This window comes from Martinezella lusitana (genome assembly GCF_016901135.1).
Classification (GTDB): domain Bacteria; phylum Pseudomonadota; class Alphaproteobacteria; order Rhizobiales; family Rhizobiaceae; genus Rhizobium; species Rhizobium lusitanum_D.
In genome coordinates, this window is the sequence record NZ_JAFEVL010000048.1 from 493,366 (window position 1) to 518,721 (window position 25,356).

The following is a 25,356-nucleotide window of genomic DNA, read 5'->3' on the forward strand; positions in this document are numbered from 1 at the left end:
AAAGGCGGCAGATCTGAACCGTACAAAGAGTGAAATACGCATGGCGCCCGCAAAGACCAACGTGACGACAGAGTTGCTGCTTCTCTTGATCCTGGCGACCTGCTGGGGCGCGTCCTACAGCTTTATCCGCGTCGGCGTGGCAACCATTCCGCCCATCACACTGATCGCCGCCCGCACCTTGATCGCCGGCCTCATTCTCCTTGCGATCATTCGCTGGCGCGGCCTCCGCCTGCCGAGGGATGCGGCGACCTGGAGGCGCTTTCTCGTCCAATCCTGCCTCAACAGCGCTGTTCCCTTCACGCTGATCGCCTGGGCCGAACAGACGCTCGACGCCGGCCTGGCGACGATACTGAATTCCACGACGCCGATCTTTGCATTCCTGCTCTCGGCAATCCTTCTTCGCAGCGAGCGACTGACGGGACGCAAGCTGTTCGGCGTGGTTGCAGGCATGGCGGGAATTTGCCTGATCATCGGCCTCGATGCATTGAATGGAGTAGGCCGGCAACTGCCCGCGCAGCTCGCCGTCATCGCCGCATCGGTCTGCTATGCCAGCGCCGCACTGTTCGGGCGCAATTTCAAAGGACTGGATCCGATGATGCCCGCCGCCGGTTCGTTGCTATGCGGCGCCGCTCTTCTTATCCCCGCCAGCTTATTCTTCGAACATCCTTGGCAGCTCGCTCCGTCAACGGCCTCGATCCTGTCCCTGCTCGGCTTGTCGATCGTTTCGACCGCCCTCGCCTTCAGCATCTATTTCCGGCTCATTCAAACCCTGGGTTCCGTCGCTACCACCGCGCAAGCCTACCTGCGTGTTCCCATCGGCGTCGGAATCGGCGTGATCTTCCTGGGCGAACCCGTATCGTCGACGGCAGCCGCGGGTCTTGTTTGCGTCGTAGCGGGTGTCATGGCCATGACCATTGCTCCGCGCAAAAAGATGGCAACCGGCTGAACGCGGCTTGGGGGCTGTCGAGAAATCAAGTCACAGCGCTTCGCAGCGCGCCAACCAAATAGAGAGAACCGGTCACAAGGATCCAGTCGCCGCCTTGCGATACCTTCTTCGCGGCTCGGTCCAACGCCTTTTTCGGGTCAGGCTCGGACTCGCAAGCCATCCCCATCGATATTGCCAGTGCTTCCAATTCACTCGCCGCATGAGCGCGACCGGACCCGGATGCTTCAGTAAAGACCGCATGGACAACGTATCGGGACAGGACGGTCAGGAAACCGTGCGCGTCCTTGTCGGACGCCAGCGCAACGATGGCCACACACCCACCGGAGACGTCAGGAGAGCGGGAGATATCCCGCAGCACAGCCTCGATATTGAACGGAACATGCGCGCCATCCATCACCATTGGCACCGTACGCTCCGTGCCATCCGACGCGGCTGGAAGCCGGAAGGCAAACCGCTCCATCCGCCCCGGCAGACGCGCACTGTCCACGACAGCCTGATCGAGCAGCCAGGCGCCGATCGGCGTGCCTGTTTCGGTTCCTTCGCGCACGCGTTCGCCCTGCTCCCCCAAACGATCCAGCACCAGGCCGACCAGCGCAGCGTTCCTGTCCGCGATTGTCGCATCTTCGGAAACGTCAGTTCTCAATACGCGGCAGCCGAGCTCATCGGCGCGTTGCTGCAAAACACGTCCGGCGGCGTCGGTGACGGCAAGTGTGGTGGCAAGCGTTGCGCCAGGCTTCAATATGCCGACCTTTTCGCCAGCGATCGCTTCACGCGTGTCCCCGAGAATTTCCGTATGTTCAAGCTCGATATTGGTGACGACGGCGATTTCACCGAAGACCACATTGGTCGAGTCCAGCCGACCGCCGAGCCCGACCTCGACGACGGCCCAGTCCAAACCGGCATCTCGGAAGACGATGAAGGCGGCGGCTGTTATCACATCGAACCAGGTGGCATCCTCACCCGGCGTTGCCTCCTGCTTTGCGATTTCGTAGCAGTCCAGCACCTGCCTTACGGCTTTCGCCAGCTTGTCGTCCTCGACCTCCTCACCCAAGACGCTGATGCGTTCATTCACGCGGTCTACATGCGGCGAGGCGTAACGGCCGACGCGCCATCCCGCCCGCAGCAAACCGGCTTCGACAAGTGCGCAGACGGACCCTTTGCCCTTGGTACCGGCGACATGGATGGCGCGAAAACTCTGGTGAGGATTACCCAGCCGCTGCATGAGATCGAGCATGGGCTCAAGACCGACACGCATCTCTCCGCGGGGTTTGCGCTCCCAATTGGTCAGCCGGTCGAGGCGGGAAAGGGCGTCGGACAGTGCTTGGCTAGGATAGGATGGAGGCATGGGACACCTTCAGCAAGATTCGAGTTTAGTGCCCGGGCGCACCGCATGCTTGTCATCTCGCGCCGCCCCCCGATGATTTCTTACCTTGCGTCGCCTGCTACGCGGGCGTCGCGTTTATGGGCCGCGGGTACAGCGATTTCAACCGTCAAGTTTGCGGAAAAATGCTCCGCCATCAGTTCCTCAACCGATATCCCGTCCTGAAAATCCATCCGAGAACACCCAGGCAGATGACCAGGAAAAGCGTGATCATGGCAAGGCTCAGCACCGGATTGACGTCGGCGATACCGTAGAAGCTCCAGCGAAAGCCGCTTACGAGATAGAGAACCGGATTGAGGTGGCTGACGGCCTGCCAGAAGGGCGGCAGCATGCTGATGGAATAGAAGCTGCCGCCAAGGAAGGTCAACGGGGGCACGACCAGCATGGGGATAAGGTTCAATTGCTCGAAATTCCCGGCCCATATGCCGATCATGAAGCCGAACAGACTGAAGGTCACCGCCGTCAGCACGAAGAAAAGGATCATCATGAACGGATGCTGGATGGTGATATCCACGAAGAAGTTCGCCGTCAGCAGGATGATCAGGCCGATCATCATGCCCTTGGTCGCCGCCGCGCCGACATAGCCGAGAACGATCTCGGTCATGGCGACCGGCGCGGACAGGACTTCATAAATCGTGCCCGTGAATTTCGGGAAGTAGATGCCGAAGGAGCCGTTGCTGATGCATTGGCCGAGCAACGTCAGCATGATCAGGCCCGGTGTGATGAAGGCGCCGTAGGAAATGCCTTCGACCATATGGATGCGCGAGCCGATGGCGGCACCGAAGACGATGAAGTAGAGCGAGGTGGAAATAACCGGCGAGACGACGCTCTGCAGCAGCGTGCGCCGCGTGCGGGCCATTTCGAAGGAATAGATTGACTTGATCGCCTCGAAGTTCATTTGTCTTCTCCCACCAGCGATACGAAGATGTCCTCGAGCGAGCTCTGGCGCGTCGAGAGGTCCTTGAAGTGGATCCCTTCGGCTGCCAACCGCGACAGGAGAGCCGCGATGCTCGACTGTTCGTGCTGGGCATCGAAATCGTAGATCAGCGTCAGGCCGTTCGGCCCGAGCGAAAGCCCATTCCCCTCCAGACAGTGCGGTATGGCATCCAGCGGCTCGCTGAGATCAAGGATCAGCTGCTTGCGGCCGAGCTTGGCCATGAGCGCCTTCTTCTCTTCCACGAGCAGCAATTGGCCGCCATTGATGACGCCGACGCGATCGGCGATTTCTTCGGCTTCCTCGATATAATGCGTCGTCAGGATGATCGTGACGCCGGAGCCCCGCAGGCGCTCGACCACGTGCCACATGTCCTTGCGCAGCGTGACGTCGACGCCCGCGGTCGGCTCGTCGAGGAACAGGATCTGCGGTTCGTGCGACAGCGCCTTGGCGATCAGGACGCGCCGCTTCATGCCGCCGGACAGCTCGCGAAGCGTGTTGTCCTTCTTATCCCACAGTGAGAGATCGCGCAGCACCTTCTCTATGTGTGCGGGGTTCCGTTTCTTGCCGTGCAGTCCGCGCGAAAAGCTCACCGTGTTCCACACGGTTTCGAACTGGTCGGTGGTCAACTCCTGCGGCACGAGGCCGATCATGCTGCGCGTGGCGCGAAAATCGCGCACGACGTCATGGCCGCCGACCATCACCGAGCCACCGCTCGGATTGGCAATCCCGCAGACGATGGAGATCAGTGTCGTCTTGCCAGCACCATTCGGCCCGAGCAAGGCAAGGATTTCTCCCTGCTCGATATCGAGATCGACACCTTTCAGCGCCTGGAATCCGTTAGCATATGTTTTCGTAAGACTGCGGATGGAAATGATCGGAGCCATGATGCAAGTAAAGTCCGGCCTATATGATTAATTTCGCGGCGTTTGCCCGCTATATAGCCCGTCTTACGCTTTTACCATCCCGCCGGGTTGAAACACAGCGTTCGCTTAAGTCAAATAAGCTGTCATCAAATCGTGACCTTCATCGGGCATATACATCCTTAGGTGAGCAACGTTTGTCGCAACTCCGCCCAACGCCTCTTGGCGACACCGTCAGCGCCGACAATACTCAATGATTTATTGCCGCCATATCCGTATTGCATCGCATCATTACAACATAAAGTTGTTTTTTGGAGCAGGCAAGGATCCCCGTCATTGCCATGCACCGCTCAAGCCGGCCCTCGCCGGCTTTTCTTTTTTCGTCAGCTTACGATCGATAACGTGACGATTACCAGCTGCCGTTTATGCCGCAACCGGCCGGCGGCAGTGTCTTGTGTTCAAAACGAGCCTTCAACATCTCGCAGCCCTTGTCGCGTATGGGTCCGGGCATCATCGTGTTGAGACCGATGCCGACTTCGTCGAAGGGATCGTCCGCGTAGGCGACATAGGCGTACCAGCGGCCGCCAATGACGACAACGATGGCAATCAGAGCAGCGACGAGCGCTCTTCCCAGACTTTTCTTTCTTCTCGGTGCTTCTTCCATGGAACCTCACTCGCCCTTGGTCGCCGCAATTAACCGTGATTCCCCTCTTAGGTAAATCAGCTTTCGTCGTCGGCAAGGGTGGATGCGTCTCCGGCGAACCACCAATCAAAGGCTGCAATAACGCCGGCCGCCGTTGCGTTCCCTGAGGTCGAAATGGAAATGATTCCAATGTTCGGGATTGCTGCCCGGCCCGAGCACGGTATCGAAATAACGGCAGCTGTCGATGCGAACAGCCTTGAGCAGCCGACCCTCTCGGAAGGAAAACAGGCCCTTCTTACGCACGTCGATCACATGGCCGTTCTTCAGGACGAAGGTGCCGACATCGATGGCGTTGCCATGGGCGTGCTCCGACATCGGATTATAACGTTGCCGGCTATTGTTCATGCGGCGGCAGGAATAGCCGCCGAGCGGCACGATGGTGCCGATGCCGGTCCAGTAGCGGGTGCGTGCCGCCGGCGCCAGTTCGTTCTTCACCCATTTGGCGAAGGCCAGCGTGACCTGACAATTCAGCGTGACGGCCGGCCTGACGGCGATATTGCCGGAAAGTCCGCTCAGCGAAACCGGATAAGGAACCTGGCAGGCAGGGCCGTTCGAAATCGCCGGCTTATCGACATAGACGACGCCCATGCGCCTTAGTTCCTGCCGACAAGCGATTTCGGAAGGCGGCATCATACCCGGAGGCGATTGCGGCGCCTCGAACTGATCGATGCGCGGCATCGGATTGTCAACGCGTGGCAGCATGGCCACCTGCGTGCCCGGCTGCTGCCGCGGTATGGGTGATTGATTGAGCTCGGCCTGGGCTGCCGGCCGCTGAAGGGTCGAACGATTGGTCTGCACCGGCGCGTCCGAGCCGATACCGTCGACGACCGGTTGGTCGGTTTCGCCCTCGGCGATGTTCTGCTCTTCCTCCTGCGCCAGTCCGACGACCGATGCGGATCGAGCCTCTTCGCTCGGTCCGACGCCAAGTTCCGCATCCATATTGACGCCCTGAGACGGAACATCCGATTGCTGAGCCAGGTCCGCCTCAACATCCGTCGTGGTCACGGCCTCTCCGGTTCCGGCGGCACGGCCATTACCATTATTATAATTGCTGGAGGCTGAAACGACGGGGTCCTGCGCCCCTGGATAGGCAAATTGCCGCTGCGCCACGCTGCGGTGCGGCTTGATCGAGCCGACGCGCGCGGTGCTGTCGACATTCGACGGCGGCACGAGGCTGTCTGCCGTACAGGCGACCAGCGCCGACGACAACAGCAATGGCAGCAGAGCCCGCCGTAGAATGGGTAAATAGGCCATATTCCTGATCCGTTGCCCCAGCCACGGTCGGTAACGATGACAAATCCTAAACGGGAACGGTGAACGAATACTTACCGCGGCAAATCGCAGTGTATCGGGACAACATCAGGAGCGGGCGGAGGGTCCGAAGAAGGTCGCGCACCCTGCGAGACCTTGGCAGGAAATGCCGACAAAGTCTTTCCCATCGCGGTCGGATTGCATAGGTTGGTCACGGGAATCGGTGTCCTGGCAATAGGAGCGAATGGATGAATGACAACGTCAAACCGAAAGGCGAGCTGACATTGCGCACGCTGGCCATGCCTGCAGACGCCAATCCTGCCGGCGACATTTTCGGCGGCTGGGTCATGGCGCAGATGGATTTGGCAAGCGGCATCCGCGCGGCTGAGCGGGCTCGTGGCCGCGTGGTCACCGCCGCCGTGAAGGAGATGGCTTTCGAGCTGCCGGTTAAGATCGGCGATACGCTGAGCGTCTTCACGGACATCGAACGCGTTGGCCGCACGTCGATCACGCTAAGCGTCGAAGCCTGGGCACACCGTTCGCGCTACAATGCAATGGAGAAGGTGACGGCTGGAACGTTCATCATGGTCGCTCTCGACGAAGACGGCGCGCCGAAGGTGGTGCCAGCGGAGAACTGATGTGATGGGAGCTACGCACGCACCGGAGATTTACGTCTATATCAGGACGGTCATGAGCATGGTCATCGGCCTTGCTCTTGCGCAGCTTCTGACGCGCCTTGCCGGCTTCGTCCAATCGCCCGGCAAGAACCGCGTCTATTTCGTCCACATCGGCTGGGTGCTTTCGATGTTCCTCTACATCATCCATTTCTGGTGGTGGGAATATCGGCTGCAGTCGCTGCAGGTGATCACTTTTGCGGTCTATCTCTTCCTGATCTGCTTCTGTTGCCTCTTCTACTTCCTCTGCGTCCTCCTCAATCCGCCGTCGATCGACGAGTATGGCGGCTTCGAAGAGTATTTCATTTCCCGCCGCGTTTGGTTCTTCGGGCTGCTTGCCGTCACCTACGCCGTCGATCTCATCGACACGCGGCTGAAGGGGGAAGCCTATTTCCATTCTCTCGGTTGGGAGTATCCGACGCGCAACGTCGTCTATATCATCCTTTGCATCGTCGCTGCCATGACAGCCAATCGGCGCTTCCAGGCGGCATTTGTGACGGTCGGGCTGATCTACCAGATCACATGGATCTTCCGTCTCTATGACGTGATGCCGGGATAGGGATTGAGACCTAAGTCGCCTTAAAACCACTGCCATCTCCATGCTCTACAATTCTTGACCAAGACATCGCCATATTGTTCAGATCGATTGCCCTCTGGAATATGGGTGGGAGACTCAAGCCTTGAAAACAAAGAGCTATGCATTGGGATTGGCGCTCGCTCTTTCGTTGCCCTGGCTTGCCCATGCCGAAGATCCCGCACCGGGGCCGGCAAATACCACCATCGACCTGAAATACTGGGTGGAGTTCGCAAAGCAAGGAAACGCCGCGGCACAATATGGCCTCGGCTATCGCTACGCCAACGGCCAAGGCGTGGAGCATGACGATGCACAGGCGGTCGAGTGGTACGAGAAGGCCGCCGCCCAGGGGAATGCCCAGGCCCAATACGCCCTCGCCTACATGTATTCGAACGGCCGCGGCACGGAAGCCGACCAGAAGCAGGCGAATGACTGGTATCTCAGGGCCGCGCAGCGCGGCAGCGCCGATGCCCAATATGCCATAGGCTATTCCCTTGCGAACGGTCGCGGCATGGATGTCGATAACGACCAGGCCGTCAATTGGTACCAGAAATCCGCCGCCCAGAACCAACCGCAGGCGCAATACGCCTTGGGTTACATGTATGCCAATGGTCTCGGCGTGCGCCAGGACGAGGCTATCGCGCTCGGCTGGTATCGCAAGTCGGCCGATCAAAGCCGTGCAGATGCTCAATACGCGCTTGGCTACATGTACGAGAACGGCCAGGGTACGGCAGCGGATCAGGCCCAGGCTATCGACTGGTACATGAAGGCGGCAGATCAGGGCGATACGCGGGCCCAATATGCTCTCGGCTACGCATATGCCAATGGCAGAGGCGTCGAGCAGAGCGACGCCAAGGCCTATCCCTGGTACAGGAAATCCGCGGACAAAGGCCGTGCCGACGCACAATACGCGGTTGGCTACAGCCTCGCGAACGGACTGGGTGTCTCGCGGGATTATAGACAAGCGCTCCAATGGTATCGAAAGTCAGCCGATCAAGGGCGTTCCGACGCGCAATATGCTCTCGGCTACCTCTATGCCAACGGTCAAGGGGTCAAGGTCGACGATGGCGCGGCGGTGAAATGGTACCGCAAGTCAGCCGATCAGGGCGACGCACAGGGCGAATACGCCCTCGCCTTCATGTATTCAGGCGGTCGCGGTGTTGCGAAGGACTACGGCAAGGCGCTCGAATGGTATGGAAAATCCGCCGCTCAAGACCACGCGGACGCGCAATATGCCCTTGGCTACATCTATCAGAACGGCCAGGGAACGGCACCGGACAAAACGGCCGCGGCAAGCTGGTATCGCAAGGCAGCCGACCAGAACAATTCCCAGGGCCAGTATGCGCTCGCCTATCTCTACTACCAAGGTGAAGGCGTTGCGAAAGACTATGGACAGGCCGCCGATCTGTTTCGCAAGGCCGCCGAACAAGGCGATGCCCGCGCCGAATATGGTCTGGGATATATGTATTATAACGGCTATGGGGTGCCGAAGGATTCCGGAATCGCTGCCGACTGGTTCAACAAGGCGGCCGCCAAGGGGTTGCCCGAAGCGCAGCACGGTCTCGGCTATATGGAAGCCAACGGGGAAGGCCCGATCAGGGACCTCGGACCGCTGGGTCAAGGGCGCGCCGCCGACGGCGGCACCGGCGATTCGACTGGCTGGATCGTCCTTCGCCTGCTGATGGCGCTTGTGCCGTAGCGTTCGCAAAAAGTTCGGCATTGATAATTTAACGGATCGTCGACTGAGGGGTAGATCGTGAATTGGAAGAAGGGGGCCATCGGATTGCTCTTCGCGCTGGCATCCATGGGCGTGGCACATGCCGATATCGGCCAGAACGCCTATGACCGCGGAGATTTCAAATCGGCATTGGACTATTGGCGCCCACTGGCAAACAAGGGAGATGTCGCGGCCCAGATCAAACTCGGCCAGATGTACGCGGAAGGTGACGGCGTCCCGAAAAATCTCACGCAAGCCCTCAGCTGGTACAAGAAAGCTGCCGAACAGGGCAGCGCCGAGGCACAATTCAATGTCGGCACCATGTATGACCAGGGCGAAGGCATCGCCACCGACAAGAGCCAGGCGGTCCTGTGGTACCGAAAGGCTGCCACACAGGGAAATGCCAATGCGCAATACAATCTCGGTGTGATGTACGACACGGGCGAAGGGCTACCGCAGGACAAGGCGCAAGCTTTCGCCTGGTACAGCAAAGCCGCCGAACAGGGTGACGCGGATGCAGAGTACAATGTTGGGGTCATGTACGATCAGGGGGACGGCACGGGCAAGGATAAGGGCCAAGCCGTCGCATGGTATCGAAAGGCCGCCGATCAGGGCAAGGTCGAGGCAGAATACAACCTGGGCATCATGTATCGCGATGGCGAAGGTGTCGCCAAGGATGGTGCCGAAGCCCTGTCCTGGTTCCGCAAGGCGGCCGATCAGGGAGATGCCGACGCCCAGTACAATATTGGCGCCATGTATGCCGATGGTGACGGGATCTCGCAGGACGATAATCAGGCGATCGCATGGTTCCTGAAAGCCGCGGCCCAAAATGACGTCGAAGCGGAATACAATCTCGGCGTCATGTTCCGCGACGGAGAAGGCGTTGCCAAGAACGCGGTTCAGGCCGTCTTCTGGTTTGAACGAGCTGCCTCGCATCGCTATGCCGACGCGGCGTATAACCTCGGCATCATGTACCGCGATGGCGATGGCGTTCCGGTCGATCCAGCCAAGGCCCTCGAATGGCTCCGCAAGGCCAAGAGCCTGGGTTATGATGGCGGCTCGGACGACGAGCAGGACGAGCCGTCGGACGGGAAAACCATCCCGATATGAGATGGAGATAACCGCGAAGGCCAGCGGTCAACCGTTCCATTTTGTCGGCCACGTGTCGTCCACCCCCAAAGCGAATCGCCACAAACCATGCTACCTCCTGCAACTCGAAGTACGTCATGCTGCGCCTGACAGCTGCAATACGCACTGAAAAGCGGGGGAACATATGAGTTTTGCAGCCTCGGATCGCCAGATGGCTTCTTTGCCGCCGCGCCATTTCTGGCGCCGGCTTGGTGCCTATCTGATCGACATCATCATTTTCCAGATCGTTTTCACGCTGCTGTTCCTCGCCCTGTCGAGCGTGACGCCCTGGGATCTGACACTGCCGTTTCTCCAGAAGCAGCAATGCAACGAAACGACGTCGGGACCGCTCATTCCGAAGATAGAGGCCGAATGGCCGCTGCAAACGGGTGACGTGAGAAGCAACCAGCTGTGCCGCATCTCCTGGCTCGGCAGCAAGGGATACACCGTCTTCGTTTCGAAAGTCGCTTCGCAGCAGGGAACGGCAACGTCCATACGTACCTTCTCCGTGCCGGTCGACGACAAAGGAGATCCGGTGAATCCGAGCGTGACGGCGAGGCCGAAGTCCAGTGTCGTCCTCCTCATCCTGCCGCTTGCTTTCGCCTATTGCTCAGCCCGTGCAAGACGAACGCCAGGCAAGCGATTGCTGTCACTGCGCGTGACGACGATTGAAGACGGCCCGCTGACCCTGGGGTTGGCGGTAAAGCGCGAAATATTCAAGTTTCTGCCCTTTGTGCTGATCGCGCTCTTCAATCTCGTCAGCCTGTTTATCTTGCGGCCGTTCCTGCCTCCGATCGACCAACTGATCCAGCAAGCCCGCGACACCAGCCTTCTCACCGCGGATGGCTTCCTCGCTCTGACAGGCGCATTGGCACCGATGCTGTTCGTCTTCACTCTGATCTGGTGGCTCTACCCGCTGATCGTGTGGCGCGGCCAGACCTTCTACGACCGCTTCTGTGACACCAAGGTCGTCAAGGGCTGAGCCGCTACCAGCAGTGCCGTGACGATGTGGGGGATTGCCTTGGCAGCGGAAGACATGAAAGACTGCCGCAAGCCGGGACATGTTTTGCTGCTTCTTCTCTTCAGAGGATAGATCGCCGTGAATCTGAAATATGCCGTACTTCCCTCATCATTTTTGCCATCTGTTCGCATGGCATTGCTCGCCTCAGCCATCATCCTGCCCCTGTCGCCGCTACCGATCGCAGCGACGCCCGCCGAGGCCGCTCCTGGATCGTGCTGGTCGCTGCTGCAGAGCAAGTTCGGCCCGCAGATCGAGAAGTCGGTGAACGAAGCCGACCCCTGCAAGAAGCTGCCGGGTGTCGATCACAAGGAAAAGTTCGAGGTCAAGTCGCTTGATGTCTGCAGCGCTCCCGGCGGCGTGCAGATCAACGCCCATGCCGACATGGCTTGCAAGTCGCACGGCGTGTTGCAAACGACGATCAAAGGTCAGCTGGAAGCCTCGATAACGGTCGATGTCGGCGCGTGCCGCATCACCGACTTGCATGTCGGCATCAATGGCCCGATCGGCGAGCTGATATCCTCCGTCGGCGGGCTGCAGGAACTTGCCCGCGGTTTCGCGCAGGCGAAGATTTCGGAAATCTGCGGCAAGTAGAGCTGAGGCCGGCACAATCGCCGGCCCCGCTTAGGTAGAACGGCGAGCCGACCTAGACCGGCATCGTACCACGAGGCTCGTCTGGGACCTTTTCGCCAAAGCGGACGCCCTTCTTTTCGAAGCCGAAGCCGGCAAACAAGGCCACCACGACGGCGACGATGCAGGCGACGATCAGCAGCGCAGTGGCATAGTCGCCATTCCATTGCTTTGCCAGCCCCGCCTGGATAGACGCATTGCCCGATGCCAGCAGATTGCCGAGCTGATAGGCGAATCCGGGGAATGTGCCGCGCACTTCATCCGGCGACAATTCGTTGAGATGCACGGGCACGATGCCCCAGGCGCCTTGCACGAAGAGCTGCATCAGGAAAGCGCCGATCGCAAGCATCACCGGCCCTTGGCCATAGACCCAAAGCGGCGCGACGGGGATCGCCACAAGCGCGGCGATGACAATGGCGCGGCGGCGCCCGATGCGCTGCGACAGCACACCGAAAGCCAGACCGCCGACGATCGCGCCGATATTATAGACGATCGCGATGGCGCCGACCGTGTAGGAATCATATTGGCGCTGAGTCTCCAGGAAGGTCGGGTAGAGATCCTGCGTGCCGTGACTGAAGAAGTTGAACGCGGTCATGAGAAGCACCGCCCAGATGAACAGTGGAATATTCTCGCGCAACACGGTGAGGAATGGCCGCTGCGGCTTGGATTGCCGCTGCAGGAAGGCCGGCGATTCCTGCACGTTGCGGCGGATATAGAGCACCAACAGCGCCGGCAGTGCTCCCACGATGAACATGCCGCGCCAGCCGATCACAGGAAACAGCAGGAAGAAGACGATCGAGGCAATCAGATAGCCTGAGGGGTAACCCGCCTGCAGGATACCCGACACGAGACCGCGTGAATCCTCCGGTATGGTCTCCATGACAAGCGATGCGCCTACCCCCCATTCGCCGCCCATGGCGACGCCGAAGAGGGCGCGAAGGACGAGGAACATCGTCAATCCCGTCGAAAACCCGGTCAGGAATTCGAAGACCGAGTAAAGCAGCACATCCACCATGAGCGTGACGCGCCGGCCGTAACGGTCGGCTGCGAGGCCGAAGATGAGCGCACCGATCGGTCGCATCGCCAGGGTGAGGAAGATGGCGACGGCAACCGCCGGAACATCCGTGTGAAACTCCTCGGCTATGTGCTTGAGAACGAAAACCAATATGAAGAAATCGAAAGCATCCAGCGTCCAGCCCAGATAGGCTGCGATGACGGTGTTTCGTTGCTGGGGGGACAAGGAACGTAAGCTATCCAATGCGGTCATCATGATCCTCCGACCGGATGGCGGCGGCGAGGCGGGCAATTCCGGATGCCGTCGAAGCTGGGGGAACCCGGCGCTGGCCGGGCATGTCGACGTTGCGGTGGTTCCTCCTCCGGCGCCAGTGAGGATTGCGCTGCGGACTTTCGGGTCAGCGATAACGCACCAGCCGCCTCTGGGTAGTAACACATTTGACATCATCGGCGAATGGAAAAATCCGCCGTTCTGTTTCCCTTTTGTACTCTTTACCCCTTCACATTGGCGCGTTCTGCCGCCATATTCGGCGCATGGCCAGATCACCGAAAAAATCCCCCGCCCCGTCCGGTTTCGAAGAGGCGCCACAGGCGCCATTTGAAGGTGCGCCGCTCAGCGGCGGCGTCGCCGATTGGGTAAAGCAGCTCGAAGCCGACGCCGAAATGTCCGGCATCGAGACGCAGCGGCAGATCGCCTCGAAGGCTGGCAAGCACCGCAAGAAGGTGGAAATCGCCGCCTCCAAATCGGCGCGCGGCACCTCCATGGGCGGCTCGACCGATCCGAAGACGCGCGCCGCCGCGGGTCTGAACCCGGTGTCCGGCATGGATACGTCGCTGGAAAACGCCGCCAATGCCGGAACTGCTGTCACGGCAACGGTCGAGGCGTTGTCGGCGCTGATCGAGAGCGGCAATCCGCTTTTCAAGGACGGCAAGCTCTGGACACCGCACCGCCCTGCCCGCCCGAACAAATCCGAAGGCGGCATCGCGATCCGCATGGTCTCCGACTACGAGCCCGCCGGCGACCAGCCGACCGCCATTCGCGATCTGGTCGAGGGTCTGGACAATGGCGACCGCAGCCAGGTGCTGCTCGGCGTCACCGGCTCGGGCAAGACCTTCACCATGGCAAAGGTGATCGAGGCGACGCAGCGCCCGGCCGTGATCCTCGCGCCGAACAAGACGCTGGCAGCCCAGCTCTATTCCGAGTTCAAGAATTTCTTCCCGGACAACGCGGTCGAGTATTTCGTCTCCTACTACGATTACTATCAGCCGGAAGCCTATGTGCCGCGCTCGGATACCTTCATCGAAAAGGAATCCTCGATCAACGAACAGATCGACCGCATGCGCCACTCGGCGACGCGCTCGCTGCTGGAGCGCGACGACTGCATCATCGTCGCCTCGGTCTCCTGCATCTACGGTATCGGCTCGGTCGAGACCTATACGGCGATGACCTTCCAGATGAATGTCGGCGACCGGCTGGACCAGCGCCAGCTTCTCGCCGACCTCGTGGCGCAGCAGTACAAGCGCCGCGACATGGATTTCATCCGCGGCTCCTTCCGCGTGCGCGGTGACACCATCGAGATCTTCCCGGCCCACTTGGAGGATGCCGCCTGGCGCATCTCCATGTTCGGCGACGAGATCGACGCCATCACCGAGTTCGACCCGCTGACCGGCCAGAAGACCGGCGACCTGAAATCGGTGAAGATCTACGCCAATTCGCACTATGTCACCCCGCGCCCGACGCTGAACGGCGCCATCAAGGCGATCAAGGAAGAGCTGAAAATCCGGCTCGCCGAGCTGGAAAAGGCCGGACGCCTGCTTGAGGCGCAGCGCCTGGAGCAGCGCACCCGCTATGACGTCGAAATGCTCGAGGCCACCGGCTCCTGCGCCGGCATCGAGAACTATTCGCGCTATTTGACCGGCCGCAATCCCGGCGAGCCGCCGCCGACGCTGTTCGAATATATCCCCGACAACGCGCTGCTGTTCATCGACGAAAGCCACGTCTCGGTCAGCCAGATCGGCGGCATGTATCGCGGCGACTTCCGGCGCAAGGCGACGCTGGCCGAATACGGCTTTCGCCTGCCCTCCTGCATGGACAACCGGCCGCTGCGCTTCGAGGAGTGGGACGCCATGCGCCCTGACACGATCGCGGTTTCGGCGACGCCGGGCGGCTGGGAGATGGAACAGTCCGGCGGCGTCTTTGCCGAACAGGTCATCCGCCCGACCGGCCTGATCGACCCGCCGGTCGAGGTCCGCTCGGCCCGCAGTCAGGTCGACGACGTGCTCGGCGAGATCCGAGAGACCGCCGCCAAGGGTTACCGCACCCTCTGCACCGTGCTGACCAAGCGCATGGCCGAGGACCTGACGGAATATCTGCACGAACAGGGCGTGCGCGTGCGCTACATGCACTCCGACATCGATACGCTGGAGCGCATCGAGATCATCCGCGACCTTCGTCTGGGTGCCTTCGACGTCCTCGTCGGCATCAACTTGCTGCGCGAAGGTCTCGACATCCCCGAATGCGCTCTCGTCGCCATTCTCGACGCCGACAAGGAAGGCTTCCTGCGCTCGGAAACATCGCTGGTCCAGACCATCGGCCGCGCCGCGCGTAACGTCGACGGCAAGGTCATCCTTTATGCCGACACCATCACCGGCTCGATGCAGCGGGCGATGGACGAGACCAGTCGCCGCCGCGAGAAGCAGATGGCCTACAACCTCGAAAACGGCATCACGCCGGAATCGGTGAAGGCGAAGATTTCCGACATTCTCGACAGCGTCTACGAGAGGGACCATGTCCGCGCCGATATCGGCGGCGCCTCCGGCAAGGGCTTTGCCGATGGCGGCCACCTCGTCGGCAACAACCTGCAGACCCATCTGAACGCGCTGGAAAAGGCCATGCGCGATGCCGCCGCCGACCTGGACTTCGAAAAGGCCGCGCGCCTGCGCGACGAGATCAAGCGCCTCAAGGCGGCGGAACTGGCCGTCATGGACGATCCGATGGCGAGAGAAGAGGCGAAGAGTCTCGAAAGCGGCAAGGGTGGCCGACCTAATCCTTCAAGGCTCCGGTCTCCTTCGACAAGCTCAGGACCCTCCGCACCTCAGGATGAGGGTGGAGCGAAAGGCTCAGCAGCTAGTCCTCATGGTGAGGTGGGAGCACAGCGACCCTCGAACCATCATGGTGAGGAAGCCCGCAGGGCTGTCTCGAACCACGAGGGCGGAACGCAGGGTTCATATTTCGCCAAACCCACCCTCGATGAAATGGGACCGGGCAGCGATGCCGGCACGCCACTTTTCCGAAAGAATACGCTCGACGAGATGACCGTCGGCCGCACTGAAAAGCCGGTAATTGGCAAGGTGCCGGACAAGCCGATCACCCGCGCGAAGCCGGGCGTGGGCTCCTATGAAGATCCGGTGGATGAGAAGCAGCGTAAGGGACGAACGAAGGGCAAGACGGGACGACCCGGACGATAGAGGCATTGGCCTCAACGGAAACCCGTTGCCTGAGACTGCCGTTTTATGAGGAGAGGCGCCATGTGAGCGTCGAGCCATGCCTTGCTGGCAAGGCGCCTGCTCCTACATGACATCATGTGAGGAGGACCCGCTGAAGGATGTGAGGCGCTCGACCGCAGCGCGTTCTGGCGGGGAAACGACAGAAATCATGGGAGAGACCGATGTCAGAGCCTCTAGTCGTCCGCCGCGAGACTCATGTCTCGGCGCCACCCGCCGCATTATTTGCACTGCTGACCGACCCCGAAAAGATCCTGCGCTGGATGGGCACGGAAGCGCAGATCGAGCCGCAGCCCGGCGGCCTCTATCTGGTCAACGTCACCGGCGCCCGCTTCGCGCGCGGCTCGTTCCGCGAGGTCGTGCCGGTCCATCGCCTGGCCTACAGCTTCGGCTGGGACGGCAGCGAGGAGGTTCCGCCAGGGTCTAGCCTGGTCGAAATCGACCTGATCGAGGAACCACCGAACGGAACACTGCTTCGCCTCACCCATACCGGCCTGCCGACAGCGGAGCAATGTGAAGGCCATGCGAAGGGCTGGGCCCATTATCTCGATCGTCTCGCCGAAGTCGCAGCCGGACGCGACCCCGGCCCGGATTGGTGGCACGGGCAAGACGGCCAGCGCTGACGGCGCTCGAGACGCAGTGCCGGCGCGCCCAGCGGGCTGATATACTGGAGTTGTAACCTCGAAAGCGCTCACCAGTGCATCGAGCCATTGCGCCTGTGCCAAGCAATCGCGGTTGCAGCGAGGCGGATGACAGCCCGCAACCGCCGTGGCATGATCGCGGCATGGATTTGTCCGCCCCTCTTGCCTGGCTGGTCGACGAAGCCGGCACCTCGCCCAGCCCCGAACGCTTCCTGGCCGATCTGGGCGGTCAACTGCTGTCGGCCGGCCTGCCGCTTGCCGGCGGCGCCCTGACGCTCGCCGTCCCGCATCCGATCGTCACGCAACGCACCTGGCTGTGGCAGGCCGAGACCGGCGCGGTCATCGAGGCCCTGGGCTTTGCCGGCACGTCCCTTGGCCAGGCCGGACACGACTGGCTTGGCGGGCTCGGCCCGACATACGAGGAGACGATCGGCACGGCGCCGGACAGCCCCGTGCTAGGCTGGGCCGGTACACGACCGTTCGATCCCACCGAGGTCGACCGCCTGCGCCAGGTCGCGCGCTTTGCCGCGGCCCCTCTCGCGGGCCTTGCCGCGCGCGCGGCGCTATCGGCCCTGCTCGAAGCCTATCTCGGACGAAGAAGTGCCGCCCGGGTGCAGGACGGCGCGCTGCGCCGCAGCACCGGCGAGACCATCCGCGCAGCCCTCCTCTGCGCCGACCTCAGGGATTTCACCGCCCTTTCCGAAGCGACCGAGCCGACGGTGGTGATTGCCGCCCTCGACGCCTGGTTCGACCGCGTCGCCGGCGCCGTGCACGCCTTCGGCGGCGAGGTGCTGAAATTCATCGGCGATGGCGTCCTGGCGATCTTCCCGGTCACCGGAACGCCGGCTGAGGCCTGCGAAGCCGCGCTGCGCGCCGTCGCCGCCATCCGCGCCGGCATGGCCCATCTCGACGCGACCCGCCTGACACAAGGGCTGCCGCCGCTCCCCTTCGGCGCGGCCCTGCATTTCGGCGACATGCTCTGGGGCAATATCGGCGCCGCCGACCGCCTGGATTTCACCGCCATCGGCCCCGCCGTCAATCTCGTCAGCCGGCTCGAGGGCCTGTGCAAGCCGCTTGGGCGCAATGTGCTGATCTCGGGCGCGGTTGCGGCGGAGACGAGCGTGGTGCTGCTTCCATTGGGAGAGCATGAATTGCGTGGGATTGTTGAGCCTTGCGCGGTGTTTACTTTGGTAGAGGGGTGAGAGACTGACGAGTATTCTTGAACCGAGAGATGCTAAGTCTCGTCGCGACTTTTCCTTACCAGCTCTTCCAAAGTCTCGTCGCCCGACACCGCATACGATTTAACTTGATCATAGAATTCTCTTAGCCGCTCTTTTGGCGTCGAATTCTTTCGGCGAGGCTCAGGTCGGTTCAATAGCGTTTCAACTAGCCTTGCGGAGAGAGTTTGAAGCAGCATTCTTTCACCTGCTTTACCGACACCCAACACCCTCGAATTTACCGATGTTGGTAGGCCAGCAAATACACCAAATAAATCACCCTGCCCGTCGATGAACGCGCGCGACTGCTTTGAATCCAAGTCATTCAAAAGCCGCTTAAGCGCGATGTCCTGAAGCTTGATACTATTATCGTCAATAAGCTTTGGATATTGCCGCCTAATTTCGGCTATTACACTATCGTGACTGTATGGACCCTTTAGACCAAGCTCTTGGGATATCTTTCTTAAAGCGTCATGCAGCCTCATATATTTTCTCCAGCGCATAACGGGATAAATGATCAGGATTGTTACAAAAACTGAATCGAATATGCATCGATTGAATTCGAAAGCTTCAATTCAACCAGAGCGAAAGTCAACATTACATTATCAAGATTTATATCAAGGCTGCAGCTAATCCACGGCAGATAGCAGGCCATCATTTCCAACCCTTTGAAATCCCCACCCTATCTCACCCCTTCCTCATCACGCCGTAATATTCCCCCTTGCCTTTTTCCCCAAACCCTGTCACCCATATGCATGCTCGGGCATTTGCATGCCGGTGACTGGACTGATTTGGTGATCCGCTTGCGGCAGGCAACGGTTGGGTCTTGCGACCCGCGCAGACGTTCTTTCCCCGTACGTGACTTCTCGACTGGCCTTCGCATGTCGCGGAGGCAAAGCCGTCCGGTTTCGTCCGGATAAACTAAGACTGATGGGTAAAGGACTATCCCCCATGGCCACCAAGGGCACCGTAAAATTCTTCAACCAGGACAAGGGTTTTGGTTTCATCACTCCTGACGGCGGCGCAAAGGACGTTTTCGTCCATATCTCCGCTCTCCAGGCTTCTGGCATCCAGTCGCTGCGCGAAGGCCAGCAGGTCACGTTCGACACCGAGCCGGATCGCATGGGCAAGGGCCCGAAGGCCGTCAACATCCAGGCTTCCTAAGCCTCTGGTGACAGCCTGATTGAGGTTTCTGACGGCGCGGTGCAAACCGTGCCGTTTTTCGTTCCCCCCTTCGACAAACTCAGCAGGCGGATGAGGGAGCACAGAGCGTGCGCGATCGGGCCCTGAGCGACCAGCTGGATGCGGGGTCTATCTCGCCCCTGGCGGGCGAGATAGCAATTTCATTGGTTTAGGAATTGCGATACCGGAACATCCGTTTGCGCGGGGGTCAGCGCAATTTCTAAGCCATTGAAATTGCAAGAGCGGGGGTCACGTTCTCAAGCAAGGTCACTCAGCGCTTCGTGCATCCCTGCCTACCCCCTCTCTTGCAAAATCTAGCACTTAGCTGAAGCTAAATGCTGATTTTGCTTTCTCGCCCGCCAGGGGCGAGAGAAGGCCACCACCCCCTCAAGCGCTCGCCCGCTCTCCCTCGCCGGCAAAATCCACCGCGGCAAAAGCCGCCGCGATCACCTCCGGCCCGGCGCCCGGCTTGTTGGCGTCGGTGGAAAGGATCTGGCGGTAGCGGCGCGCGCCCGGCAAGCCGGTGAAGAGGCCGACCATGTGGCGGGCGACATGATGCAGGCGGCCGCCACTTTCGATGTGGCGCTCTGCATAAGCCATCATCCGGTCGCGCAAATCGTTCCAATCGACCTCGACCGTCAGCTCGCCAAAGAAACGGTGGTCGACGTCTGCCAGGATGGCGGCATTCTGATAGGCGGCGCGGCCGAGCATGACACCGTCGACATGGGCGAGATGCGCCTCGGCCTGGTCCAGCGTCTGGATGCCGCCGTTGATGCCGACGAAGACATCCGGCCAACGCTGTTTCATGCGGTAGACGATGTCATAATCCAGCGGCGGGATCTCGCGGTTTTCCTTCGGCGACAGGCCCTTCAGCCAGGCCTTGCGCGCATGGACCCAGATCGCGTCCGCGCCGGCATCGAGAACGCGAGTCATCAGCTCCGGCAGCGCCTCTTCCGGCTCCTGCTCGTCGACGCCGATACGGCATTTCACTGTCACTGGCGCCTTCGATACCGCCTTCATTGCGGCGACGCAGGCTGCCACCGTCTCCGGCGTCAGCATCAGGCAGGCGCCGAAGGTGCCGGACTGCACGCGGTCCGACGGGCAGCCGACATTGAGGTTGATCTCGTCATAGCCGTAGGCCTCGGCGATCCGCAGCGCCTCTGTAAGCTTGGCCGGATCGGAGCCGCCGAGCTGCAAAGCGACGGGATGCTCGGTGACATCATGGCCGAGCAGCCGGTCGCGCGGGCCGTGAATGATCGCGTCGGCCACCACCATTTCAGTATAGAGCAGGGCATGGCGGCTGATCTGCCGGTGCAGATATCTGCAATGCCGGTCAGTCCAGTCGATCATCGGGGCCACAGCAAAGATCTTGCGGCCGTTTTTCAGCGCGTCGCTATACATGGGATACCTTTCTGCCCCGCGCTCTACACCAAAACCTTTCCGAAGGCCAGTTTTCCCGGCGGCAACAATGATGCTAGGTTGCCGCACGGAGTCGGAAGGCAGCGCGCCTTTCCGAGATCAATGAGAGTTTCGAAAAGCCCCTATGAACGCCTCGCTCACGACAGTCATTCCACTACCAGCCCCGGTCCTGCTGCCGATCGAGGGCGAAACCCAGCTCTTCCCGGTGCGCCGCGTCTATTGCGTCGGCCGCAACTATGCCGACCACGCCATCGAAATGGGGCATGATCCCAGCCGCGAACCACCCTTCTTCTTCCAGAAGAACCCGGACAATCTGCTTGTTTCCAGTGATTTCCCCTACCCGTCGCTGTCATCGGACGTGCATCACGAGGTGGAACTTGTCGTCGCTCTGCGCGGCGGCGGCGCCGACATCCCGGTCGAGCAGGCGCTCGACTGCGTTTATGGCTATGGCGTCGGCATCGACTTCACCCGCCGTGACCTGCAGGGCGAGGCCAAGAAGCTTGGCCGCCCCTGGGAAATCGGCAAGGCCTTCGAGCATTCCGCGCCCGTTTCCGCGCTCGTCCCGGCGACCCGCGTCGGCCACCCAGACAAGGGCGGCATCTGGCTGATGCGCAACGGCGAAGGGGCGCAAAGAGGCGACCTCTCGCAGATGATCTGGAAGATGCCTGAGATCATCGCGGAATTGTCCAAACTCTTCACGCTCGCGCCGGGAGACATCATCATGACCGGCACACCCGCCGGCGTCGGCCCCGTTGCGCGTGGCGACAGGATCAGCTGCGCCGTCGACGGCGTCGCGACGCTGATGCTGAACGTCGTTTGATCGAGGAGGACGAACCATGCCGCTCTACTCCCTTGCCGGCCATGCGCCGAAAACACCCGGTCCCGACCTCTATTGGATCGCACCGGATGCGAGCGTGATCGGCAAGGTCGAGATCGGCGAGGATGTCGGCATCTGGTTCGGCGCGGTGCTGCGTGGCGACAACGAGCCGATCGTCGTCGGCAAGTCCACGAATATACAGGAAGGCGCGATGGTCCACACGGATCCGGCCTTCCCGGTCACGATCGGCGAAGGCTGCACCATCGGCCACCACGCCATCATCCACGGCTGCACCATCGGCAACAACTCGCTGATCGGCATGGGCGCGACGGTGCTGAACGGCGCAAAGATCGGCAACAATTGCCTGGTCGGCGCCAATGCGCTGGTCACCGAAGGCAAGGAATTTCCGGACGGATCATTGATCGTCGGCGCGCCGGCAAGAGCGATCCGCACGCTGGACGAGGCCGCCATCGAAGGCCTACGCCGCTCGGCCCGCAACTATGTCGCCAACTGGCAGCGCTTCGCCCGCGATCTCAAGCGACTGGATTAGGCCGCGCATTTCGCGCAATGACCGCGGATTTCGATGGTCGACTTCTCGGCTTTGAATTTCTGCGACTTCAGCCAATCCATCAGCCGGTGGTCGACCTCATGATCGTGAAATTCGATCACCTGGCCGCAGCTTTCGCAGATAGCAAAGGCGACGAGGCCGTGGCTGTGGCAATTCTCATCCGGATGGGCGCAGGCGACGAAGGAGTTGATGCTTTCGAGCCGGTGTACGACGCCATATTCGAGCAGCTTGTCCAGCGCGCGGTAGACCTGCAGCGGCGCGCGAAAGCCCTGATCGCGCAGCTTGTCGAGAATGGTATAGGCGCTGAGCGGCGCTTCCGCCCTGGTCAGGACATCGAAAACCAGGGTCTGGTTCTTGGTGAGCATCGGAGTGGTCATGATGACTGTCCTCTCTGTTCCGCCGCCGGCGCGGCGCCCCTGCGAACCAGGGGCAGCAGACTGATGATAAACAGAATGAGCGCCGCGACCACGATGGACGGGCCGGAAGGCGTGTCGTAGCGCAGCGATCCGAACAGCCCGCCGACGACAGCGACGGCGCCGAGAAGCGAGGCGAAAACCGCCATCATCTCCGGCGTCGAAGCGAAGCGGCGCGCGGTGGCCGCAGGGATGATCAGCAGCGCGGTAATCAGCAGTATGCCGACGATCTTCATGGCGATGGCTATCACGACGGCCATCAGCAGCATGAAGAACAACTTCGCACGCTCCGGCCGCAGCCCTTCGGCCTCGGCCAGCTCGGGATTGACGGTCGAAGCCAGCAGCGGCCGCCACAGCCAGACAATCGCCGCCAGCACAAGGATGCCGCCGCCCCAGATCACCAGGATGTCGGACTGGCTGACGGCAAGGATGTCGCCGAAAAGGAAGGCGATGAGATCGATCCTGACCCAGCTCATGAAGGCGACGATGACCAGGCCGATCGCCAGGGTCGCATGCGAGAGAATCCCGAGCAGCGCATCCGCCGACAGCGCCTGCCGCCGCTGCAGGAAGAGAAGCAGGATCGAGACGAGTGCGGCGACCGCGAAGACGGAAAGCGTCAGGTTGAGCTGGAAGAGCAGCGACAACGCCACGCCGAGCAGCGCCGAATGCGAGATCGTATCGCCAAAATAGGCCATGCGCCGCCAGATGATGAAGCAGCCGAGCGGCCCGGTGGTCAGCGCCAGCCCGACACCGGCGAGAATGGCGCGCAGGAAGAAATCGTCAAACATGGCGTTCTCCCGCAGCGTGGTCATGACCGTGATGATGATCACTGTGATCGTGGTCATGATCGCCATGATCATCATGGTGATGGCCGTCGTCAGCATGGCAATGATCGGTGATCGAGCCGTCGGCATGCTGCACGCGGCCGTCAGGCAGATGCGTGTGATCATGATGATGGCTGTAGATTGCCAGGGATTGCGCCGCGCGCGTGCCGAAGAGTTTCACATATTCGGGGCTCTGGCTGACCGTCTGCGGCGTACCGCGGCAGCAGACATGACCGTTCAGGCAGACAACGGTATCCGTCGCGGCCATGACGACATGCAGGTCGTGCGAAATCAGCAGGATGCCGCAGCCTTCGGAATTGCGGATAGACTTGATGAGGTCGTAAAGTGCGATCTCGCCGTTGAAATCGACCCCCTGCACGGGCTCGTCAAGCACCAGAAGATCAGGTTTACGCGCAATCGCGCGCGCCAGCAGCGCCCGCTGGAATTCGCCGCCGGACAGATGCTGCACCTCGGCCTTGGCGAGATGGGCAATGCCCACCGCCTCCAGTGCCGCCCGCAGCTCGCCCTCCGCCAAAGGCCCCGTCAAGGTCATCAGTCGCTGCACACTGAGCGGCAGGGTCCAGTCGATCGCAAGCTTTTGCGGGACATAGCCGACCTTCAGGCCGGCGATGCGATCGACACGGCCCTCGTCCGGCTTCAGCACCCCGATCGCCGCTTTGGCGCTGGTCGACTTGCCGGAACCATTCGGGCCGATGAGGGTGACGATCTCACCTCGGCTCACGGAAAAATCAACGCCGCGCACCAGGCAGCGACCGTCGCGGCGGACGCCGACATCATGGAGCGACACCAGGGGCCGGCTCTTGCTGTCGATGGAAGAGAGCATGAAATTTCCAATTGCGCTATTGCGCCATGCTATCGCACACGTTATAGCATAACGCAATTGATGTAATAACATAACAGACCCATTCAAGGGCACTTATCGCATGAACGCAGCAAAAGCTTTCTTTCCCCTCGCCGCTTCTCTCCTGCTTTCAGGCCTGCTTGTCGGCACCGCTGCCACGGCAGCCGATGCCCCAAAGGTCGTCGTCTCCATCAAGCCGGTTCATTCGCTTGTCGCTGCCGTCATGCAAGGGGTCGGCACACCGGATCTCATCGTCGATGGCGCCGTGTCGCCGCATACCTATGCGCTCAAGCCCTCGAATGCCCGCAGCCTCCAGCAGGCGCAGGTGGTTTTCTGGGTCGGTCCGGGCATGGAAGCCTTCTTGCAGAAGCCGCTCGCCTCTCTCGGCTCCAATGCCACTGTCGTCGAACTCGATCAGGCGCCTGGCATCACCAAGTTCAAGTTCCGCGAGGGCGGCGCCTTCGAGCCGCATGACGACGGCGACGAACCGGCCGCCGGCGAAGATCACGCAGATGATCACGACCACGATCACGGAGAATTCGACACGCATCTTTGGCTCGATCCGCACAATGCCAAGGCGATGGTGGCCGAGATCACCACGTCGCTGGTCGCCGCCGATCCCGCCAATGCGCTGATCTATGAAGCGAACCAGAAGGCATTGAACGACAAGCTCGATGCCCTCGACACCGAAATTGCCTCGACACTCGCGCCGGTGAAGGACAAGCCTTTCATCGTTTTCCACGATGCCTATCAGTACTTCGAGCATCGCTACGGCGTGCACGTTTCAGGCTCCATCACAGTAAGCCCGGAAACCATTCCCGGTGCGCAGCGCGTATCGGAAATCCACAGCAAGGTCGCCGATCTCGGCGCAACCTGCGTTTTCGCCGAGCCGCAATTCGAACCGAAGCTGGTCAATGTCGTGCTGGAAGGCACATCCGCGAAGTCTGGCGTCCTCGATCCCGAAGCCGCGACGCTGCCGCAGGGGCCGGATCTCTATTTCGATCTGATGCGCGGCATCGCAAGTTCCCTGAAAGCCTGCCTCTCCTGAGCCAGGCTGAATATCGCCGAAGGAAGCG

25 protein-coding genes are annotated in these 25,356 nt (G+C 60.9%); 14 read left to right on the plus strand and 11 right to left on the minus strand.

Translation table 11 applies throughout. From position 1 onward, the window contains the following. Window positions 1-40: 40 nt before the first annotated feature. The gene (locus tag JTP94_RS23210; protein ID WP_204852782.1) at window positions 41-946 is read left to right on the plus strand and encodes a DMT family transporter; all 906 of its coding nucleotides are present in this window, start codon (window positions 41-43) and stop codon (window positions 944-946) included. Between the two features lie 25 nt (window positions 947-971). Here the strand turns inward: JTP94_RS23210 and JTP94_RS23215 are convergent, their stop codons facing one another. The 5 genes from JTP94_RS23215 to JTP94_RS23235 all read right to left on the minus strand — a co-directional run bounded on the left by JTP94_RS23215 (window position 972) and on the right by JTP94_RS23235 (window position 6,081). Next, entirely contained in the window at window positions 972-2,291 is a 1,320-nt protein-coding gene (locus JTP94_RS23215) for a folylpolyglutamate synthase/dihydrofolate synthase family protein (protein WP_204852783.1), read from the minus strand. A 172-nt stretch (window positions 2,292-2,463) separates the two neighbouring features. Then, on the minus strand, window positions 2,464-3,225 hold the full coding sequence (locus JTP94_RS23220; RefSeq protein ID WP_204852784.1) for an ABC transporter permease: 762 nt from the start codon (window positions 3,223-3,225) through the stop codon (window positions 2,464-2,466). After that, the gene (locus JTP94_RS23225) at window positions 3,222-4,148 is read right to left on the minus strand and encodes an ABC transporter ATP-binding protein (protein ID WP_204852785.1); all 927 of its coding nucleotides are present in this window, start codon (window positions 4,146-4,148) and stop codon (window positions 3,222-3,224) included. Before JTP94_RS23225 ends, JTP94_RS23220 begins: the two co-directional genes overlap by 4 nt. Window positions 4,149-4,533: 385 nt before the next feature. Next, window positions 4,534-4,788: a hypothetical protein gene (locus JTP94_RS23230; protein WP_204852786.1), complete on the minus strand. Its 255-nt coding sequence runs from the start codon at window positions 4,786-4,788 to the stop codon at window positions 4,534-4,536. Window positions 4,789-4,893: 105 nt separating this feature from the next. After that, entirely contained in the window at window positions 4,894-6,081 is a 1,188-nt protein-coding gene (locus JTP94_RS23235) for an extensin family protein (protein ID WP_204852787.1), read from the minus strand. A 245-nt stretch (window positions 6,082-6,326) separates the two neighbouring features. Here JTP94_RS23235 and JTP94_RS23240 point away from each other — a divergent pair, with 245 nt between their 5' ends. From JTP94_RS23240 to JTP94_RS23265, 6 genes are all read left to right on the plus strand, one after another. Then, window positions 6,327-6,716, plus strand: coding sequence for an acyl-CoA thioesterase (locus tag JTP94_RS23240; RefSeq protein ID WP_204852788.1), 390 nt, complete (start codon window positions 6,327-6,329; stop codon window positions 6,714-6,716). 4 nt (window positions 6,717-6,720) lie between these two features. Continuing rightward, window positions 6,721-7,311 (plus strand): hypothetical protein, encoded by a 591-nt coding sequence (locus JTP94_RS23245; RefSeq protein WP_204852789.1) that lies wholly within the window; start codon window positions 6,721-6,723, stop codon window positions 7,309-7,311. 121 nt (window positions 7,312-7,432) lie between these two features. Then, window positions 7,433-9,025 (plus strand): tetratricopeptide repeat protein, encoded by a 1,593-nt coding sequence (locus tag JTP94_RS23250; protein WP_204852790.1) that lies wholly within the window; start codon window positions 7,433-7,435, stop codon window positions 9,023-9,025. Window positions 9,026-9,082: 57 nt separating this feature from the next. After that, window positions 9,083-10,153, plus strand: a complete 1,071-nt coding sequence (locus tag JTP94_RS23255; RefSeq protein ID WP_204852791.1) for a tetratricopeptide repeat protein — start codon at window positions 9,083-9,085, stop codon at window positions 10,151-10,153. A 163-nt stretch (window positions 10,154-10,316) separates the two neighbouring features. Further along, complete coding sequence (locus tag JTP94_RS23260) at window positions 10,317-11,153, plus strand: RDD family protein (RefSeq protein ID WP_204852792.1); 837 nt, start codon at window positions 10,317-10,319, stop codon at window positions 11,151-11,153. 117 nt (window positions 11,154-11,270) lie between these two features. Next, window positions 11,271-11,783, plus strand: a complete 513-nt coding sequence (locus JTP94_RS23265) for a hypothetical protein (RefSeq protein WP_204852793.1) — start codon at window positions 11,271-11,273, stop codon at window positions 11,781-11,783. A gap of 52 nt (window positions 11,784-11,835) precedes the next feature. On the opposite strand, the gene JTP94_RS23270 is transcribed toward JTP94_RS23265, so the two are convergent. Continuing rightward, a complete protein-coding gene (locus JTP94_RS23270) occupies window positions 11,836-13,086 on the minus strand; it encodes an MFS transporter (RefSeq protein ID WP_204852794.1) in 1,251 nt (416 codons plus the stop codon). 281 nt (window positions 13,087-13,367) lie between these two features. On the opposite strand from JTP94_RS23270, the gene uvrB reads away from it, so the two are divergent. From uvrB to JTP94_RS23285, 3 genes are all read left to right on the plus strand, one after another. Continuing rightward, window positions 13,368-16,301: an excinuclease ABC subunit UvrB gene (gene uvrB, locus JTP94_RS23275; protein ID WP_204852795.1), complete on the plus strand. Its 2,934-nt coding sequence runs from the start codon at window positions 13,368-13,370 to the stop codon at window positions 16,299-16,301. Between the two features lie 200 nt (window positions 16,302-16,501). Beyond that, on the plus strand, window positions 16,502-16,960 hold the full coding sequence (locus tag JTP94_RS23280) for an SRPBCC family protein (protein WP_034504667.1): 459 nt from the start codon (window positions 16,502-16,504) through the stop codon (window positions 16,958-16,960). Window positions 16,961-17,121: 161 nt separating this feature from the next. After that, window positions 17,122-18,180, plus strand: a complete 1,059-nt coding sequence (locus JTP94_RS23285) for an adenylate/guanylate cyclase domain-containing protein (protein ID WP_204852796.1) — start codon at window positions 17,122-17,124, stop codon at window positions 18,178-18,180. 32 nt (window positions 18,181-18,212) lie between these two features. Here the strand turns inward: JTP94_RS23285 and JTP94_RS23290 are convergent, their stop codons facing one another. Next, the gene (locus tag JTP94_RS23290; protein WP_204852797.1) at window positions 18,213-18,680 is read right to left on the minus strand and encodes a hypothetical protein; all 468 of its coding nucleotides are present in this window, start codon (window positions 18,678-18,680) and stop codon (window positions 18,213-18,215) included. Between the two features lie 466 nt (window positions 18,681-19,146). Between JTP94_RS23290 and JTP94_RS23295 the strand changes: the two genes are divergently transcribed. Next, on the plus strand, window positions 19,147-19,359 hold the full coding sequence (locus tag JTP94_RS23295) for a cold-shock protein (protein ID WP_034504664.1): 213 nt from the start codon (window positions 19,147-19,149) through the stop codon (window positions 19,357-19,359). 405 nt (window positions 19,360-19,764) lie between these two features. Here JTP94_RS23295 and dusA read toward each other — a convergent pair whose 3' ends face one another. Beyond that, entirely contained in the window at window positions 19,765-20,778 is a 1,014-nt protein-coding gene (gene dusA / locus JTP94_RS23300) for a tRNA dihydrouridine(20/20a) synthase DusA (RefSeq protein WP_204852798.1), read from the minus strand. Window positions 20,779-20,920: 142 nt separating this feature from the next. On the opposite strand from dusA, the gene JTP94_RS23305 reads away from it, so the two are divergent. Then, window positions 20,921-21,616: a fumarylacetoacetate hydrolase family protein gene (locus JTP94_RS23305; protein ID WP_204852799.1), complete on the plus strand. Its 696-nt coding sequence runs from the start codon at window positions 20,921-20,923 to the stop codon at window positions 21,614-21,616. Between the two features lie 16 nt (window positions 21,617-21,632). Continuing rightward, window positions 21,633-22,163 carry a gamma carbonic anhydrase family protein gene (locus JTP94_RS23310; protein ID WP_204852800.1) on the plus strand — a complete coding sequence of 177 codons (531 nt, stop codon included), beginning with the start codon at window positions 21,633-21,635 and terminating at the stop codon, window positions 22,161-22,163. On the opposite strand, the gene JTP94_RS23315 is transcribed toward JTP94_RS23310, so the two are convergent. The 3 genes from JTP94_RS23315 to JTP94_RS23325 are packed head-to-tail and all read right to left on the minus strand — an operon-like array spanning window position 22,160 to window position 24,262. After that, entirely contained in the window at window positions 22,160-22,558 is a 399-nt protein-coding gene (locus JTP94_RS23315; protein ID WP_204852801.1) for a Fur family transcriptional regulator, read from the minus strand. The genes JTP94_RS23310 and JTP94_RS23315 overlap by 4 nt on opposite strands. Then, window positions 22,555-23,382, minus strand: a complete 828-nt coding sequence (gene znuB, locus JTP94_RS23320) for a zinc ABC transporter permease subunit ZnuB (protein ID WP_204853080.1) — start codon at window positions 23,380-23,382, stop codon at window positions 22,555-22,557. Before znuB ends, JTP94_RS23315 begins: the two co-directional genes overlap by 4 nt. Continuing rightward, complete coding sequence (locus tag JTP94_RS23325; protein WP_204852802.1) at window positions 23,375-24,262, minus strand: metal ABC transporter ATP-binding protein; 888 nt, start codon at window positions 24,260-24,262, stop codon at window positions 23,375-23,377. Before JTP94_RS23325 ends, znuB begins: the two co-directional genes overlap by 8 nt. A gap of 100 nt (window positions 24,263-24,362) precedes the next feature. Here JTP94_RS23325 and JTP94_RS23330 point away from each other — a divergent pair, with 100 nt between their 5' ends. Then, window positions 24,363-25,328 (plus strand): zinc ABC transporter substrate-binding protein, encoded by a 966-nt coding sequence (locus tag JTP94_RS23330; protein ID WP_246755205.1) that lies wholly within the window; start codon window positions 24,363-24,365, stop codon window positions 25,326-25,328. Window positions 25,329-25,356: the final 28 nt, after the last annotated feature.

Coding starts and splice junctions, on each gene's coding strand:
- JTP94_RS23220 (WP_204852784.1), bottom strand. CDS start 3,225: ATGAACTTCGAGGCGATCAAGTCAATCTATTCCTTCGAAATGGCCCGC.
- JTP94_RS23225 (WP_204852785.1), bottom strand. CDS start 4,148: ATGGCTCCGATCATTTCCATCCGCAGTCTTACGAAAACATATGCTAAC.
- JTP94_RS23330 (WP_246755205.1), top strand. CDS start 24,363: ATGAACGCAGCAAAAGCTTTCTTTCCCCTCGCCGCTTCTCTCCTGCTT.
- dusA (WP_204852798.1), bottom strand. CDS start 20,778: ATGTATAGCGACGCGCTGAAAAACGGCCGCAAGATCTTTGCTGTGGCC.
- JTP94_RS23240 (WP_204852788.1), top strand. CDS start 6,327: ATGAATGACAACGTCAAACCGAAAGGCGAGCTGACATTGCGCACGCTG.
- JTP94_RS23260 (WP_204852792.1), top strand. CDS start 10,317: ATGAGTTTTGCAGCCTCGGATCGCCAGATGGCTTCTTTGCCGCCGCGC.
- JTP94_RS23325 (WP_204852802.1), bottom strand. CDS start 24,262: ATGCTCTCTTCCATCGACAGCAAGAGCCGGCCCCTGGTGTCGCTCCAT.
- JTP94_RS23245 (WP_204852789.1), top strand. CDS start 6,721: ATGGGAGCTACGCACGCACCGGAGATTTACGTCTATATCAGGACGGTC.
- JTP94_RS23290 (WP_204852797.1), bottom strand. CDS start 18,680: ATGAGGCTGCATGACGCTTTAAGAAAGATATCCCAAGAGCTTGGTCTA.
- JTP94_RS23280 (WP_034504667.1), top strand. CDS start 16,502: ATGTCAGAGCCTCTAGTCGTCCGCCGCGAGACTCATGTCTCGGCGCCA.
- znuB (WP_204853080.1), bottom strand. CDS start 23,382: ATGTTTGACGATTTCTTCCTGCGCGCCATTCTCGCCGGTGTCGGGCTG.
- JTP94_RS23270 (WP_204852794.1), bottom strand. CDS start 13,086: ATGACCGCATTGGATAGCTTACGTTCCTTGTCCCCCCAGCAACGAAAC.
- JTP94_RS23315 (WP_204852801.1), bottom strand. CDS start 22,558: ATGACCACTCCGATGCTCACCAAGAACCAGACCCTGGTTTTCGATGTC.
- JTP94_RS23215 (WP_204852783.1), bottom strand. CDS start 2,291: ATGCCTCCATCCTATCCTAGCCAAGCACTGTCCGACGCCCTTTCCCGC.
- JTP94_RS23210 (WP_204852782.1), top strand. CDS start 41: ATGGCGCCCGCAAAGACCAACGTGACGACAGAGTTGCTGCTTCTCTTG.
- JTP94_RS23285 (WP_204852796.1), top strand. CDS start 17,122: ATGGATTTGTCCGCCCCTCTTGCCTGGCTGGTCGACGAAGCCGGCACC.
- JTP94_RS23310 (WP_204852800.1), top strand. CDS start 21,633: ATGCCGCTCTACTCCCTTGCCGGCCATGCGCCGAAAACACCCGGTCCC.
- JTP94_RS23305 (WP_204852799.1), top strand. CDS start 20,921: ATGAACGCCTCGCTCACGACAGTCATTCCACTACCAGCCCCGGTCCTG.
- uvrB (WP_204852795.1), top strand. CDS start 13,368: ATGGCCAGATCACCGAAAAAATCCCCCGCCCCGTCCGGTTTCGAAGAG.
- JTP94_RS23230 (WP_204852786.1), bottom strand. CDS start 4,788: ATGGAAGAAGCACCGAGAAGAAAGAAAAGTCTGGGAAGAGCGCTCGTC.
- JTP94_RS23235 (WP_204852787.1), bottom strand. CDS start 6,081: ATGGCCTATTTACCCATTCTACGGCGGGCTCTGCTGCCATTGCTGTTG.
- JTP94_RS23295 (WP_034504664.1), top strand. CDS start 19,147: ATGGCCACCAAGGGCACCGTAAAATTCTTCAACCAGGACAAGGGTTTT.